The sequence below is a fragment of the Allobosea sp. 05T422_2 genome (genome assembly GCF_056396265.1).
In genome coordinates, this window is sequence record NZ_JBFTLD010000009.1 from 49,653 (window position 1) to 64,168 (window position 14,516).

Genomic DNA, 14,516 nt, shown 5'->3' on the forward strand with positions numbered 1-14,516 from the left:
TCAGCCCTTCCCGCCACCGGCGGGGCCACGGTAGAGCATGCCGCGCGCGGCCAGCACGACGACGACAATGCTGAGCTGCACCACGCCCATGATCATCGCGACGGCAGACGCCATCGAATAATCATACTCCTCGAAGGCAGCCTGATAGGCCGCGATCGAGATGACGCGCGTCGGCCCGGCCGGCGCCCCCAGCAAGACCGCCGAGGGAAAGACCGAAAAGGCCTGCACGAAGCTGAGGCAGAAGGTGATCGCCAGACCCGGCAGCAGGAGCGGCAGCAGGATGTGCTTGAACCGTTCCCAGGGCCCGGCGCCCAGCGTCGCACCCGCCTGCTCGAGCGCCGGATCGACACCGGAGAGGTAGGACAGGGTCAGCAGGAAGGTGAAGGGGAAGCCGGTGATGACGAGTGAAATGCAGACGCCCCAGTAATTGTGCAGGAGCTTCACCGGCGTCGAGATCAGCCCGAGCGTCAGCAGGGTACGGTTAAACCAGCCCTGGGGGCCAAGATAATTCAACRGGCCCTGCGCGACGAGAACCGTGCCGAGCGTGATCGGGATCACGAGGATCGTGGTCAGCAGGCGCTGATGCTTCATCATCCGCACGCGGAAGGCGATCGGGATCGCCAGCAGAAGCGTCACGATCGTGACCGGCAGTGCCAGCCAGAGCGTCGTCGCGATCGTCCCGTACAGGAAGGAATCCGAGAAGAAGCGCGTGTAGTTCGCCAGCATCGGCCCGGTCTTGGGCGTGAAGGAGAGCACGAGCCCATAGAGGAACGGGTAGATGAACAGCGCCAAGAGGAAGAACACCGCTGGCAGAACCAGCAATGTCAGAGAATCGATGCCGCGTGCGGCGAGCCTCTGGCTGAGGGGGATGGATGTCGTCGCGCTCACGCCGCCCCCCCGAAAACCAGGACGCGATCGGGATCTGCCGCCAGAGTGACCTCGCCGCCCGGCGCGATGCGGTCATGCGCCAGGAAGGAGAGATCGGTTCCATCCGCCATGCGGGAGAAGCCGACGAATTCGCGACCGCGGAACTCGGTCGAGACGACGGACGCCTTGAGCCCGGCGCCCCCGGCAGTTGCGGGGTGAAGATCCTCCGGCCGGATCGCGAGCCAGGCCTGAGCACCGGGCGCCACCGCGCCACGCACCCGCCCGACGATCTTGGCGTCACCGACGGTGACGGTCGCACGCTCGCCCTCGACAGAGGCGACGCGACCGGCGACCTTGTTGCGGAAGCCCATGAACTCGGCGACATCGAGATGGTCGGGGCGGGAGAACAGGTCTTCCGGCCCACCGACCTGACGGACCTCGCCGTCACGCATCACGACGATGCGGTCGGCMAGCGACAACGCTTCTTMCTGGTCATGCGTGACGTAGATCGTGGTTGCGCCGAGCGTATTGTGGATGCGGCGGATCTCGGCGCGCATCTCGAGACGCAGCTTGGCATCGAGGTTGGAGAGCGGCTCGTCCATCAGCACGAGCGGCGGCTCGACGACGATGGCCCGGGCGATGGCGACACGCTGCTGCTGTCCGCCGGAGAGCTGGCCGGGCAGTTTTTCGGTCTGGCCCTGCAACCGGACCAGGGCTGCGGCTTCGCCGACACGCCGCTCGATCTCGGATTTCTGGACGCCGCGCATCTTCAGACCGAAGCCGATATTCCGCTTCACGCTCATATGCGGGAAGAGGGCGTAATTCTGGAACACCATGCCGAAGCCGCGCTCCTCGGGCCGCAGCGGGTCGATGCGCCGATCATCGAGCCAGATGCCGCCCCCCGTCGCCGGCAGAAGGCCCGCGATCAGGTTCAGCGTCGTCGACTTGCCGCAGCCCGACGGACCGAGAAGCGCGATGAACTCGCCCTTCTTGATCGTCAGCGACACGTCCTTGACGGCGTTGTGAGTGCCGAAGTCGCGGCTCAGATTGTCGAGCCGCAGCTCGCGGAAGTTCGCAGCGTGAATCGTCATTTAGGTCACGTCTTTGGAAAGCGGCTGATGGGTTCAGTCAGGAAATGTGACGGCGAAGCGAGCCGGCCGGAACCGGCTCGCTGTCGTTAGCGGGTTTCGTTCACTTGCGCTTGGCGCCGCCGACTTCCTCGTCCCAGCGGCGGAAGGCGAGCACCATCTGGTCGGGGTCGAGCGGCGTCTCGAGCGGAGCCTCGGCGATGAGCTTCTCGTATTCGGGGCGGCCGTATTCCTTGATCGCCGCCTGGCTATCGGCGGGCGCCATGTCGAGCGTCACGCCCTTCACCGCCGGACCCGGATAGAAATAGCCCTCGTCATAGGTGTAGGCCTGCTGCTCCTTGGTGAGCAGGAAGTTCATCAGGTCGAGCAGAACCGCGAGCTTCTCGTCAGAGACGCCCTTCGGGATGCACATGTAGTGCKCGTCGGTGACCCAATGGAATCCCTTGAGCGCGCCGACCTTGGCTTCCTTGGGCACGACGCCGAGCACGCGCGGGTTGATGTCCCAGCCCGTGGTCGTGACGGTCATGTCGCGGGAGCCTTCGCCGAGCTCCTTCATCACCGCACCCGTGCCGGCCGGGTAGTACTCGACGTTCTCGCCCAGCGCCTTGAGATAGGCCCAGGTCTTGTCCCAGCCCTTGACCGGGTCCTTCGGGTTCGAATCCCCGAGGATATAGGGCAGGCCCATGATCCAGGTCCGGCCGGGGCCCGAATTGGCGGGGCGCGCATAGAAGAAGCGGTTCTTGTTCTCGCGGGTATAGGCGAGCAGCTCCTCCGCCGTCGTCGGCACCTTCTTGACCTTGTCAGGCATGTACTCGAGCAGCGGCCCGGACGGATAATAGGTCACCACGACGCCCTGCCCGCTCGCGAGGCYCTGCATCTTGGCGGCACCTTCGAGATAGATCTCGTCGAGCTTCGGCAGCGAGCCTGCAAGCTGCGGCAACAGCGGCGTCCAAAGCTTCTGGTCGACACCGGCGGAAAGCGCATCGGTCCCGGTCAGCACCATGTCGATATCGACGCGGTTCGCTTCCTGCTGTGCCTTCAGCTTGCCGGGAAGCTCCGGCGCGGGCGCCTTGGTGAAGGTGATGCGCGAGACCAGGTTCGGCTTGGCCTTGCGGTAATTCTCAATGGCCTTCTGCGTCAGCGCCAGATTGCCGGCGACATCGACGACGGAAAGCGCGACCGGCGAGGTCGGCAGCTTGAGCTGCTGCGCGAAGGCGCCCGGCGCATAGGCCGCGGCACCGGCGAGACCTGCGACGCCGCCGAGAAATGTGCGCCGATTGATGCTGTCCTGGACCATGACTTCTCCCTTCGGTACGGATTTACCGCTTTTGGATTCTTAGACACCTTTCGGCATCAGCCTCGGCGAAGTTCACGTTGACGCCGCCTCGGATTGCCCGGTATCCTAGTATACTAGTGGACCAGAGCTTGGCAATGGGCAGCGCAGCGGCACGACAAAGCACAGACCAGATTCACCGCGCCTTGCGGGACGACGTCCTCAACGCGGTGCTCCTGCCGGGCGAGGCGATGTCGGAAGCGCGGATGGCCGTCCAGTTCGGGGTCAGCCGCACGCCCGTGCGCGAGGCCTTCAAGCGACTGGTCGACGAAGGTTTCCTGGTGGTCGTGCCGCAGGTCGGCACCTTCGTCGCGCCGATCGATCTGGCGGCAGTCTATGACAGCCAGTTCGTGCGCGAAACCTTGGAATGCCGCACTGTCACGCTGGCCGCGCAGCGGATCGACGATGCCGGGCGCGCCGCGCTGGAACGGCTGATCACCCAGCAGGAACAGGCGCTCGCAGTGGGCGATCGCGTCAATTTCTTCCGTGCTGACGAGGCCTTCCATGCCGAGCTCTCGCGGCTATCGGGCCACCCCTCGGTCTGGGGCCTGATCGAAGGCGTCAAGGCGCAGCTTGACCGCGTGCGCTGCCTGTCGCTCGAGGCCGCGTCCTGGCCCGGCATGATCATGGACCAGCATCGCGAGATCGCCGCGAAGGTCAGCGCCGGCGACGTGCTCGGCGCCGAGACGGCAATGCGGGCGCATCTGCGCACGGTGTTCGACGCCATCGAGGCGATCGCGCGCAATCATGTTGACGCCTTCGTCGCCAACACCCCGATCCGCAAGGCCTGAGCCGGCCGCATTCTCTGCATCACGACAAGAAACGACAAGGAAGGAACGCGACGATGGAACAAACTTGGCGCTGGTTCGGGCCGGACGATGTGGTGACGCTCGCCCAGGCACGGCAGGCGGGCGCGCAAGGCATCGTCAACGCGCTGCATCAGATTCCCTATGGCGTCGTCTGGAGCGTCGAGGAGATCGAGGCGCGCAAGGCGATCATCGAAAAGGACAAGAGCCTCGGCCTGCGCTGGTCCGTGGTCGAGAGCCTGCCGATCCATGAAAGCGTCAAGATCGGCGAAGGCGATCTCGAGCCGATCTTCGTCAACTACCGCCAGTCGCTGCGCAATCTCGCCGCCTGCGGCATCGAGGTGGTCTGCTACAACTTCATGCCGGTTCTCGACTGGACCCGGACCGAACTCGCCTGCCCCCTGCCCGGCGGCGGCACGGCGCTGCGCTTCAACCTGCATGAATATGTCGCCTTCGACCATTTCATGCTGGAGCGACCTGGCGCCGCCGACGGCCACTCTGCCGAGGTGATGGACCGGGCCAAGGCCTGGTTCGAGCGCTCGACCGAGGCCGATCGCGCCCGTCTGCTCGCCAATATCATGGCCGGGCTGCCCGGCGCCTATGATCGCTATGACGTGCCCGGCCTGAAGCGCATGCTCGCGCGCTATCATGAGATGAGCCATGACGGGTTGCGCGCCAATCTGAAGCGGTTCCTCGAGGCGGTGATCCCGACTGCGGAAGAGGTCGGGATTCGCATGTGCATTCACCCCGACGATCCGCCGCGCCCACTCTTCGGCCTGCCGCGCATCTGCTCGGACGAGAGCGACATCGCCTTCATACTCAGTGCGGTCGATACCCCGTCCAATGGCCTGACGCTGTGCTCGGGCTCGCTGGGGGCCAACCCAGGGAACGACGTGCCCGGAATCGCCCGGCGCTTCGCCGACCGGATCTGGTTCGCGCATCTGCGCAATGTCGCCAAGGATCCGGACGGCTCCTTCATGGAGGCAGAGCATCTCGGCGGCGACACCGACATGGTGGCGCTGGTCGATGTGCTGATGGTCGAGGAGCAGCGCCGCAAGGCCGCCGGCTGGCGCCATTGGCGCATCCCGATGCGGCCCGATCACGGCCATGAACTGCTCGACGATATCGGCAAGGGCAGCTTCCCGGGCTATCCGGCCGTCGGCCGCCTGCGCGGCCTCGCGGAGCTGCGCGGCGTGATGGCCACCCTGACCAGCCTGCGCGGCTACGACGCCTGATCAGGCCAGGGACGCTACTTAGGCCAGAAGACGCTGATCGGCGAGCTGCACCAGCTTGCCGCCAGCAATCGTCGCAACGACGCGCGGCTGCGGCGCATCCTCGACGATGATCAGATCCGCCCGCCTGCCCGGCGCAATGACGCCGCKATCGGCCAGGCCAAGGGCTTCCGCCGGGGCCTCGGAAACCAGCCTCCAGGCCTCGGGAAAGCTCGCCGTGCCGTTGCGCGCCAGCATGAAGGGCGCCAGCAGCAGCGCCGGATAATAGTAATCCGACGCCAGAATGGTGCAGAGCCGCTTGCCGACCATATCCTCGGCGGCCGGGCAGCCGGTATGCGAACCGCCGCGTACGACATTGGGCGCGCCGAACACCGTCGCCTCGTCATGCGCGACCGCCTCGCGCGCCGTCGCCTCATCCATCGGGAACTCCGCCACGGTCACGCCGAGCGAGCGATACCAACGCCGCATGTCCGGGCTCATGTCGTCATGCGAGAGCGTCGGAATGCCGGCGGCCAGCGAGGCCTTCGCCAGCCGCGCGACCGATTCCGGCACGTCGTCGCCGCGGTCATGGGCGTTCTGCGCCAGGGCCATGAAGTCGGCATGTGAGAGGCCGGTGCGCTCGACCATCTTGGCGACCTTGTCCGGCCGGGTCGTCTCCTTGAGGATCCCGCCGGTATGGTCGTTGAAGGCCAGCACTCCGACGCGCCCCGCCTGCAGCCACTCGATAATCTCGGCCTCGGCATCGAGGTTGAAGGTCTCGTGGCGCAAATGAAATCGGGTATCGGCCCCAAGTTCCGGCCCGAGCCGTGCAATCGCCTCGACCAGGCGCCGCGCATTACCGGCTCCGCGCAGGCCGGGTTCCCAGGACCAGGTGACGCCGTGGAAGGCCGTGGTGATACCGCAGCTCAGCATGGCGCGATCGGCATCGCGCAGAGCGAGATCGATATCGAACGACACGCGCGGTCGCGGCATGATGTGCCGCTCGAAGGCATCACCATGACAATCGACCATGCCCGGCAGGACGAGCAGGCCGGTGGCGTCYAGGCGCAAGGCGCCGGCAGGAGGAGACGCATCGAGCGCAGCGATGGACGATCCATCGGTGACGAGATCGGCACGGGTGAGCGCGGCGGTCAGAACTGTTCCGCCCGTGATATGAAGTGACACGCCCGCCTCCGCCGCAGCCCCTGGGAGGGCGCGCTTGACGGGTCAGCATGACGGCAGAATGACAAGCGGGCCGGTCAGGATGGCGTCCGGCCTTGTTCAACGCACCGAGACCGGCGACAACGTCATCGACCGGGCGGCCTTCCGCAAAGCCGGCATCGTCCACTGCGATCAGCAAGCGGCGGCATCGGCGAGGCGCAGGACGGTGACGCTCCGGCCCAGGATCATTTCAAGACCTCGGTCGCGGTGATGATGGAACGGGCGATGTCGACCAGCTTGCGCTTCTCGTTCATCGCGGTGCGGCGCATCAGGGCATAGGCCTCCGCTTCGGGGAGCCCCTTGAGGCGCATGACGATCCCCTTGGCATGATCGATCAGCGCGCGGTCGTCGCGCTGCGACCGCACCTCGTCCAGCCCCTCGCGCAGCTTCGAGGCAGCGTCGAAGCGACTGATGCAGGCCTGGAGGATCGGCTTGAGCGCCGCCCGGTTCAGCCCGTCGACGGCATAGACCGCGACCCCTGCCTCGACGGCCGCCTCGATCAAGGCCGGATCCGGCGGCTCGACGAACAGGGTGACCGGCCGCTTCGGGCGCTGGCTGACCAAAAATGCCTCAGCCAGCGCATGATGGTCGGGGCTCGCGAGATCGATCACGACTACATCGGGGTCATGTGACTCAACGCTAGTGACTTGCCCGTTTGTCGCACCGATTTGGACGAGATCGGTAAAGCCCGCCTCGCGCAAGCCCTCGTCGAGAATGGCAGCCCGGACCGGGTTGGCGTCGACGATCAGAATTTTCAACGCAGGTGTCATGAGCCACGACGCCTAACGCAGTGAGGATAAGGCCCGTCCTCAGCCCGACAGGATTGCGACACCTGCCAGAATGAAACCACCACCGGCGATGCGGGCAAGCTGCGGCATCCGCACCGCAAGCTGGCCCGCAAGAAGCAAGCCTACTCCATGCAGGGCAGATGTCGCGATCACAAAGCCGATCGCATAGCTCACACCGCTGGCATCCTCCGGCATCTCGGCGCCATGGGCAAAGCCGTGGAAGATCGCGAAGATCCCGCAGGCAAGGGCGCCGGCAGCGAGCGGCGGCGCGAGATTGAGTGCGATGGCAAGCCCGAGGATGACGATGGAAAAGGCGATACCGACCTCCGCGCCTGGAAGCGGTCCGCCGGACATCGCCCAGAGCCCGGCCAGCGCCATGGCCGAAACGAAGGTGACGGGGTAGGCGATGCGCGCCCTGCCACCGACGAGCCCGGCCCAGAGGCCGACCGCGATCATCGCCAGCGCATGATCCAACCCGGTGAGCGGATGCTGCAGCCCGTGAACGAGACCATCTACGGAGCCCACTCCGGTATGGGCAAGGGCGGGTGCCGCCATCATCGTCACGAGCGACGCCAGGGCGCCCGTCAACCGCGTCAGCATGTTCGCCTCCTCTATCCCGGGGCGATCGCCTTCAGGCCGCCCACGGTCTCGATGAAATCCACCACCGCATCGACGCCCTCGCCCTCCCGCGTATTGGTGAAGACGAAGGGTCGCTTGCCCCGCATGGTTCTTGAGTCCCGGTCCATCACAGCAAGATCCGCGCCAACATGCGGAGCGAGATCGGTCTTGTTGATGACGAGCAGGTCCGAGCGGGTGATGCCCGGGCCGCCCTTGCGCRGGATCTTCTCGCCGGCTGCGACATCGATCACGTAGATCGTCAGATCGGCGAGTTCGGGCGAGAAGGTCGCCGCCAGATTATCTCCGCCGGACTCGATCAGGATCAGGTCGAGCGCGGGAAATTTGCCGCGCATTTCCTCGACCGCGGCGAGGTTGATCGAACAATCCTCGCGGATCGCGGTATGCGGGCAGCCGCCGGTCTCGACGCCCATGATGCGCTCCTCGGGCAGAGCCCCTGCGACGGTCAGGAGACGCGCATCCTCCTTGGTGTAGATGTCATTGGTGATGGCGCAGAGATCGTAACGATCGCGCATGCGCTTGCAGAGCACCTCCATCAGGGCGGTCTTGCCGGAACCGACCGGGCCGCCGATGCCGACGCGCAAGGGGCCGTGGGGAGAGCGGGTCATGAGCGGAACAGCCTCGAATACTGGGTTTCGTGGCGCAGGGACGCAAGGTCCGAGCGCAGCGCGCAGCCGCCGAGATCAGCGAGCGTCGCGGTTTCCGCGCGCGTGGCAGCCGCATGCAAGGACGGCACCAGCCCAGCCGTAATCCTCTGCCCGTCGGTCTGTCCGATGACGCCGAGCCTGACCGAGGCCGAAACCAGATTGGCGACGAAGGCGAGGCTGTAAGCTTCCAGGGCCGGGCGCAGCGGCACGTCATGGCCGCTGGCGGCGGACGCGACCGCAATGGGATAGGCGACGTCGCCCTCCCAGGCAGCGCGGAGCCGATCAAATGCCGCGCAGGGCCAGGCGGCGCGAACGGCCGCGACGAACGCATTGCCCTGCGTCACCGTTTCCAGCCGCCGCTCCGCGGAGTTCGCCAGCGCCAGGGCCAGCTCCGCCACCTCGCTCAGCGCCGCGCCGTCCTCAGCCCCGAGGGCGTTGTAGGCGCACGTGAACAGGACGAGGTCGTTATGGAGGGAGCCGTGGCCGACGAGCGCCTCGAGCCAATCGCGAAGCGTGTCGGCATTGGTGAGGTCGCCGGCCTCGAAGGCCCATTCCAGCCCATGCGAATAGGCAAAAGCGCCGACCGGGAAGGACGGCGAAAGCCAGACCATCAACCGCAGATGGGCGTGCGACATCAGCCCTCAATGGTCGTGCTTGTGACCCTTGTGCGCGTGTTCGGCGCCATGATGGTGGCCGTCGTCATGCTTGTGATCATGATCGCCATGGCCGTGGTCGTGGCCACAGCCGCAATCCGCACCGTGGGCATGCGCATGGGCGTGGGCATGGTTCGCGTGATCATCACGCTTGTTCTCGTGGTGGTCGTGGCCATGGTGATCGTGAGCATGATCATGGCCGGCGTGAGCGTGCCCCTTCTCGTGATGACCGTGGCCGTGATCGTGCCCGCAGCCGCAGGATGCGTCATGCGCGTGATCGTGATCATGACCGCGTTCATGGTCGTGGGCGTGACCGTGATCATAGGCGCCGCGCTCAGGCTGGAACGGACGTTCGACCACGCTCATGGCGCAGCCCTGGCCACGGACCATCTCGGCGAGGACGTGGTCGTTCTCGATATAGATGGCGTCCGACGTGATCTCCGCGGGCGTGTGCCGGTTGCCGATATGCCAGGCGACGCGCATCAGCCGCAGCGGGTTCTCGGCCCGCACTTCGAGCAGGCTCTGCGCAGCGGCCCTGACCAGGACCAGGCCGCCGTCTTCGAGTTTCACGGCATCGCCATCGTTCAGAACCGTCGGTTTGTCGAGATCGAGCAGGATCTCGCGCCCGCCATCGCCTTTCAGCGCGATGCGGCGGCGATTGCGGTCCTCGTGGTCGAGCGTCAGGGTCTCGACGACCTTGTCCTGCTTGACCGCGGCCTTGCGGACGACGGAGGTGGCGCGCAGCATGATGGTACCCGTGACAACGAAATGGATCAGAGGCGATCGACCGATCGCGGCTCGACCACTTCGATCACCGGAGGMGTCGTGACGCAAGCCCCCGCGATCTCGAGGAACGCCTGAAGATGCGGCTGCTGCAGGTGGCGGTCGATATGCTCGCGCTGCTCCCAGCTCTCCACCGACACGAAATACCCGGGCTCCGTAATGCTCTCATGCATGTCATAGGCGAGACAGCCATGTTCGCGACGTGTCGCGGCGATACAGTCTTGCGCCGCAGCGACAAAGGCTGCGCGGGTTTCCGGGCGGATGCGCGCCCGCGCAATGACGATAACCGGATCCGACATACCGCGTTCTCCTCTCGTGCCTGAGGGCGCTTCACCCGCCCAGAGAGAATACGCACGTTTCGGCGGGCTGGATGCAGCCGCCGCGCCCTCTGCAGCAGAATGGCGCAGAGGGTCCGGATGCGTGGGATGCGCTTGCGAAGGCGAGGAGCCGGATTTCGCCGCCCTTACCGTGGCCGCGCCTTCACCTCGGTGTCGAACTTCTTCAGCAGGCGCGAGCGTTCGGCCGGACTGCCCCAGCGCGGTGTATCGTAGTCGATCAGCTTGATCTCCGAGAACTTTGGCGCGTCGGGAGAGAGTTCGGCGTTCCTGTTCGACGGGATCGAGTTGATCTTGAGCTTGGCGTTGATGTTCTGCGCCTCGGGCGAGAGCGTGAAATCGATGAAACGGCGCGCCGCCTCGGCATTCCTGCCGCCCTTGATGATCGAAACCGAGCCGGTCTCGTAGCCCGTGCCTTCGCAGGGCGCGACGGTCTGGATCGGCGCCCCCTGCAGCTTCTGCGTCAGCATGTCGTGGATGAAGGCGATGCCGATCGCCGTCTCGCCCAGCGCCGTCGCCTTGACCGGTGCAATGCCGGACTTGGTGTACTGATTGATGTTCTTGTGCAGGGCCTTGAGATAGTCGAAGCCCTTCTCCTCGCCGAGGCGCTGCACGGTGGTCGCGAGGAAGACGTAAGCCGTGCCGGACGAGCTCGGGTCGGCAATCTGGACCTCGTCGCGATAGGCCGGGTCGAGCAGGTCTGCCCAGCATTTCGGCTCGGGCAGGCCCTTCTTCTTCAGCATCTCGGTGTTGTAGCCGACGCCAAGCGCGCCGAGATAAATGCCGGAGGTGCGGAATTTCGACTGCTCGGCATGGCGCTGTGCCCAATCATGCAGCTCGGCGAGCTTGGGCGAACGATACTCGTCGAGCAGCCCCTCCTCCGCCGCCTGCAGATGCGGCTCACCGGGGCCGCCCCACCAGACATCGCCACGCGGATTGGAGGCTTCCGCCTTGACCTGCGCATAGACCTCGCCCGTGCTCTTGCGCACCATCGAGACCTTGATGCCGGTGGCGCGCTCGAACATCGTCGCGCCCTCACGACACTGTTCTTCGAGAATCGAGCAATAGACTGTGACCTGCCCCTGCGCCGCAGCGGGCTGATAGGAGGCCAGAAGCGCAGCGCTGGCGAGCCAGAACGACGCCTGGCGAGCGAAACGGAAACCGGACACGAGCTCTCTCCCTGGCAAACTTGTCTGCCTGACAAATTCATTTGCCGACGAAGAAAGGATGCGCGAGCGGGCTAGTCAATACGGAAGCGGCGCGCGCCCATGCGGTCCACAGCCCCGGGCGCCACTCAATCGCTCAGAACAGGAAATAGCGCTGCGCCAGCGGCAGCTCGCTGGCAGGTTCGCAAACCAGCAACTCGCCATCCGCCACCACCGCATAGGTTTCCGGATCAATCCGGATGTCGGGCGTCGCGTCGTTGTGGATCATGCTCTTCTTGGAGATGCCGCCACGCGTGTTCTCGACCGCGACCATCTCCTTGTCCGTACCGAGGCGGGACTTGAGGCCACTCGCCAGCGCGGCCTGCGAGACGAAGACCAGCGATGTCGTGGTCACGGCCTTGCCGAAGGCGCCGAACATCGGGCGGTAATGCACCGGCTGCGGCGTCGGAATCGATGCGTTGGGATCGCCCATGGGCGCAGCCGCGATCATGCCACCCTTGAGGACGAGATCGGGCTTGGCGCCGAAGAAGGCCGGCGACCAGAGCACGAGATCGGCTAGCTTGCCGATCTCGATCGAGCCGATATGGCGCGAGATGCCATGCGCGATCGCCGGATTGATCGTGTATTTCGCGACATAGCGCTTGGCGCGGAAATTATCGGCGCCGGTGCCGGCGTCCTGTGGCAGCGGACCGCGCTGCACCTTCATCTTGTGCGCGGTCTGCCAGGTCCGGGTCACGACCTCGCCGATGCGCCCCATGGCCTGGCTATCCGAGGACATCATCGAGAGCGCGCCGAGATCGTGCAGGATGTCCTCGGCCGCGATCGTCTCCTTGCGGATGCGGCTTTCGGCGAAGGCGAGATCCTCGGGGATAGAGGGCGAGAGGTGATGGCAGACCATGAGCATGTCGAGATGCTCGTCGAGCGTGTTGACCGTGAAGGGCCGCGTCGGATTGGTCGACGACGGCAGCACATTGGGCAGGCCCGCCACCTTCATGATGTCGGGCGCATGGCCGCCGCCGGCCCCCTCGGTGTGGAAGGCGTGGATGGTGCGGCCCTTGAAGGCCGCGATCGTGTCCTCGACGAAACCGCTCTCGTTCAGCGTGTCGGTGTGGATCATCACCTGGATGTCGTAGTCGTCGGCGACGGAGAGGCAGTTGTCGATCGCGGCCGGTGTCGTACCCCAGTCTTCATGCAGCTTCAGCGCGCAGGCGCCGGCCTCGATCATTTCCGTCAACGCGCCCGGCAGCGYGGCATTGCCCTTGCCGGCAAAGGCGAGGTTCATCGGGAAGGCGTCGGCCGCCCTGATCATCTGGCCGAGATGCCAGGGGCCGGGCGTGCAGGTCGTCGCGAGCGTGCCATGGGCCGGGCCGGTGCCGCCGCCCAGCATCGTGGTGAGGCCGCTCATCAGCGCGTCCTCGATCTGCTGCGGACAGATATAGTGGATATGGCTGTCGAAGCCGCCGGCGGTGATGATCTTGCCTTCGCCGGCAATGACCTCGGTTCCGGGGCCGACAATAATGGTCTCGGACGGATTGAAGTTTCCGAACCCGTTCTGGATATCTGGATTGCCGGCCTTGCCGATGGCGCAGATGCGCCCGGCCCGGATACCGATATCGGCCTTGACGATGCCCCAATGGTCGAGGATMAGCGCGTTGGTGACGACGGTATCGACCGCACCAGCGGCATTGCTGACCTGGCTCTGGCCCATGCCGTCGCGGATGACCTTACCGCCGCCGAACTTCACCTCCTCGCCATAGGTGGTGAAATCCTTCTCGACCTTGATGACGAGTTCGGTATCGCCGAGGCGCACCGTATCGCCGGTCGTCGGGCCGAACATGGCGGCATAGGCATTGCGCGGAAAGGGAAAGGGCATCTCGAAGTCCCTGGTCGGTTCTTGCGACGTGTTAGCAATTCTCAGGCCGATGCATCCGGCTCCGATTTGGGCTGCCGGTCCTCAGCGCGCCGCTTCGTCTTGGCCTTCGCACCCGCGGGCTTGCGGCGGCGGGTAGCGCGCAGGCTCTCCTCCTGCAGCATCTCGAGCTGGACCTGCTGGATCTCGGCCAGGCGCTGCCATTGCCGGGTGATCAGATGGTCGATCTTCTCGTGCAGATGGCGGATCTCGAGTTCGGCCTTGAGGTTGACCTGATAGTCGTTGAACGAGCGCAGACGGTCCTTCTGCTCCTGCCGCTTCTGGCTCATCATGATGATCGGAGCCTGGATCGCCGCGATGCAGGAGAGGACGAGGTTCAGCAGGATGAAGGGATAGGGGTCGAAGGCATTGTCCATCCCTTCCACGACATTGATCATCATCCAGATCGCCAGCACGACGCCAAAGCTGATCAGGAAGGCCCAGGAGCCGCCGAAGCCGGCGAGACCGTCGGAGAGGCGCTGCCCTACCGTGCGATGCTCCTCGAAATCGTCCTCGACATTCGCCGCGATGGTGTCCTGCTTGGCGATGCTTTCGACGACTTCACGGTCGAGCTCCGTGTACTCGCCATGCTCCTCACGCAGGATTTCCTCGACATAGCGCGTGCGGTAGCGCGCGAGCTCCGCCTTGCTGATCAGGCTCTGCTCGGTAAGCTGCGGGAAGTCGGACTGGATGCGCTCGGCCAGGGAAGGACGCAGCGTGGCAAGCGGGACAAGGTTCTTGCGGCTGGTCTCGACACCCGAAATGGCGCAGGTCCCGCGCTTCTTTCCGTTCGCGGCCAGTTGTTGTGACGATTTCTCTGCGATCGCGGTCATCGGCACTCTCACCCCGCACCGGCATCGGTCTCGCTAGAGCTTACCCATTATCTCCTGCCGGAAGCCATAGACCTCGCGCTTGCCGCCGAGCGCCACGAGCCTGACCTCGCGGGTCTGGCCGGGCTCGAAGCGCACAGCCGTTCCCGCCGGAATATCGAGCCGAAAGCCCCTCGCCTTCTCGCGTTCGAAGGAGAGCGCGGGATTCGCCTCGAAGAAATGATAGTGGGAGCCGATCTGGAT

Annotated in this window: 16 protein-coding genes; 2 read left to right on the plus strand and 14 right to left on the minus strand. The window is 65.4% G+C overall.

Annotated elements, in window-relative coordinates; translation table 11 throughout:
• The 3 genes from AC1DJT_RS03320 to AC1DJT_RS03330 form a co-directional block, all read right to left on the minus strand.
• Positions 1 to 888 carry an ABC transporter permease gene (locus tag AC1DJT_RS03320; RefSeq protein ID WP_476833516.1) on the minus strand — a complete coding sequence of 296 codons (888 nt, stop codon included), beginning with the start codon at positions 886 to 888 and terminating at the stop codon, positions 1 to 3.
• Complete coding sequence (locus AC1DJT_RS03325; protein ID WP_476833517.1) at positions 885 to 1,958, minus strand: ABC transporter ATP-binding protein; 1,074 nt, start codon at positions 1,956 to 1,958, stop codon at positions 885 to 887. The genes AC1DJT_RS03320 and AC1DJT_RS03325 overlap by 4 nt, the downstream gene beginning before the upstream one ends.
• A 100-nt stretch (positions 1,959 to 2,058) precedes the next feature.
• Positions 2,059 to 3,252 carry an ABC transporter substrate-binding protein gene (locus tag AC1DJT_RS03330; RefSeq protein WP_476833518.1) on the minus strand — a complete coding sequence of 398 codons (1,194 nt, stop codon included), beginning with the start codon at positions 3,250 to 3,252 and terminating at the stop codon, positions 2,059 to 2,061.
• 77 nt (positions 3,253 to 3,329) lie between these two features.
• Between AC1DJT_RS03330 and AC1DJT_RS03335 the strand changes: the two genes are divergently transcribed.
• A complete protein-coding gene (locus AC1DJT_RS03335; protein ID WP_441489175.1) occupies positions 3,330 to 4,079 on the plus strand; it encodes a GntR family transcriptional regulator in 750 nt (249 codons plus the stop codon).
• Positions 4,080 to 4,132: 53 nt separating this feature from the next.
• The gene (gene uxuA / locus AC1DJT_RS03340) at positions 4,133 to 5,329 is read left to right on the plus strand and encodes a mannonate dehydratase (RefSeq protein ID WP_441506593.1); all 1,197 of its coding nucleotides are present in this window, start codon (positions 4,133 to 4,135) and stop codon (positions 5,327 to 5,329) included.
• Positions 5,330 to 5,347: 18 nt separating this feature from the next.
• Here uxuA and AC1DJT_RS03345 read toward each other — a convergent pair whose 3' ends face one another.
• The 11 genes from AC1DJT_RS03345 to ureB form a co-directional block, all read right to left on the minus strand.
• A complete protein-coding gene (locus AC1DJT_RS03345) occupies positions 5,348 to 6,490 on the minus strand; it encodes an alpha-D-ribose 1-methylphosphonate 5-triphosphate diphosphatase (RefSeq protein ID WP_476833519.1) in 1,143 nt (380 codons plus the stop codon).
• Positions 6,491 to 6,711: 221 nt separating this feature from the next.
• Entirely contained in the window at positions 6,712 to 7,296 is a 585-nt protein-coding gene (locus AC1DJT_RS03350) for an ANTAR domain-containing response regulator (RefSeq protein WP_441506595.1), read from the minus strand.
• Between the two features lie 39 nt (positions 7,297 to 7,335).
• Positions 7,336 to 7,914 (minus strand): HupE/UreJ family protein, encoded by a 579-nt coding sequence (locus AC1DJT_RS03355; RefSeq protein ID WP_441506596.1) that lies wholly within the window; start codon positions 7,912 to 7,914, stop codon positions 7,336 to 7,338.
• An 11-nt stretch (positions 7,915 to 7,925) separates the two neighbouring features.
• Positions 7,926 to 8,558, minus strand: a complete 633-nt coding sequence (ureG, locus tag AC1DJT_RS03360) for an urease accessory protein UreG (RefSeq protein ID WP_476833520.1) — start codon at positions 8,556 to 8,558, stop codon at positions 7,926 to 7,928.
• Complete coding sequence (locus tag AC1DJT_RS03365) at positions 8,555 to 9,232, minus strand: urease accessory protein UreF (protein WP_476833521.1); 678 nt, start codon at positions 9,230 to 9,232, stop codon at positions 8,555 to 8,557. Before AC1DJT_RS03365 ends, ureG begins: the two co-directional genes overlap by 4 nt.
• Positions 9,233 to 9,238: 6 nt before the next feature.
• Positions 9,239 to 9,997 carry an urease accessory protein UreE gene (ureE, locus tag AC1DJT_RS03370; protein WP_476770117.1) on the minus strand — a complete coding sequence of 253 codons (759 nt, stop codon included), beginning with the start codon at positions 9,995 to 9,997 and terminating at the stop codon, positions 9,239 to 9,241.
• Positions 9,998 to 10,023: 26 nt separating this feature from the next.
• Positions 10,024 to 10,332, minus strand: coding sequence for a putative quinol monooxygenase (locus tag AC1DJT_RS03375; RefSeq protein ID WP_113514657.1), 309 nt, complete (start codon positions 10,330 to 10,332; stop codon positions 10,024 to 10,026).
• Between the two features lie 164 nt (positions 10,333 to 10,496).
• Positions 10,497 to 11,537 (minus strand): ABC transporter substrate-binding protein, encoded by a 1,041-nt coding sequence (locus AC1DJT_RS03380; RefSeq protein ID WP_441506600.1) that lies wholly within the window; start codon positions 11,535 to 11,537, stop codon positions 10,497 to 10,499.
• Between the two features lie 133 nt (positions 11,538 to 11,670).
• Positions 11,671 to 13,407, minus strand: coding sequence for an urease subunit alpha (ureC, locus tag AC1DJT_RS03385; RefSeq protein WP_476833522.1), 1,737 nt, complete (start codon positions 13,405 to 13,407; stop codon positions 11,671 to 11,673).
• A gap of 41 nt (positions 13,408 to 13,448) precedes the next feature.
• The gene (locus tag AC1DJT_RS03390) at positions 13,449 to 14,276 is read right to left on the minus strand and encodes a DUF1003 domain-containing protein (protein ID WP_441506602.1); all 828 of its coding nucleotides are present in this window, start codon (positions 14,274 to 14,276) and stop codon (positions 13,449 to 13,451) included.
• A gap of 33 nt (positions 14,277 to 14,309) precedes the next feature.
• A partial coding sequence (ureB, locus tag AC1DJT_RS03395; RefSeq protein WP_476833523.1) for an urease subunit beta occupies positions 14,310 to 14,516 on the minus strand: 207 nt, incomplete at its 5' end.

Excerpts from the sequence above, each read along its gene's own strand:
- uxuA (WP_441506593.1), top strand. The coding sequence starts at position 4,133 with ATGGAACAAACTTGGCGCTGGTTCGGGCCGGACGATGTGGTGACGCTC.
- AC1DJT_RS03350 (WP_441506595.1), bottom strand. The coding sequence starts at position 7,296 with ATGACACCTGCGTTGAAAATTCTGATCGTCGACGCCAACCCGGTCCGG.
- AC1DJT_RS03355 (WP_441506596.1), bottom strand. The coding sequence starts at position 7,914 with ATGCTGACGCGGTTGACGGGCGCCCTGGCGTCGCTCGTGACGATGATG.
- AC1DJT_RS03365 (WP_476833521.1), bottom strand. The coding sequence starts at position 9,232 with ATGTCGCACGCCCATCTGCGGTTGATGGTCTGGCTTTCGCCGTCCTTC.
- ureE (WP_476770117.1), bottom strand. The coding sequence starts at position 9,997 with ATGCTGCGCGCCACCTCCGTCGTCCGCAAGGCCGCGGTCAAGCAGGAC.
- AC1DJT_RS03390 (WP_441506602.1), bottom strand. The coding sequence starts at position 14,276 with ATGACCGCGATCGCAGAGAAATCGTCACAACAACTGGCCGCGAACGGA.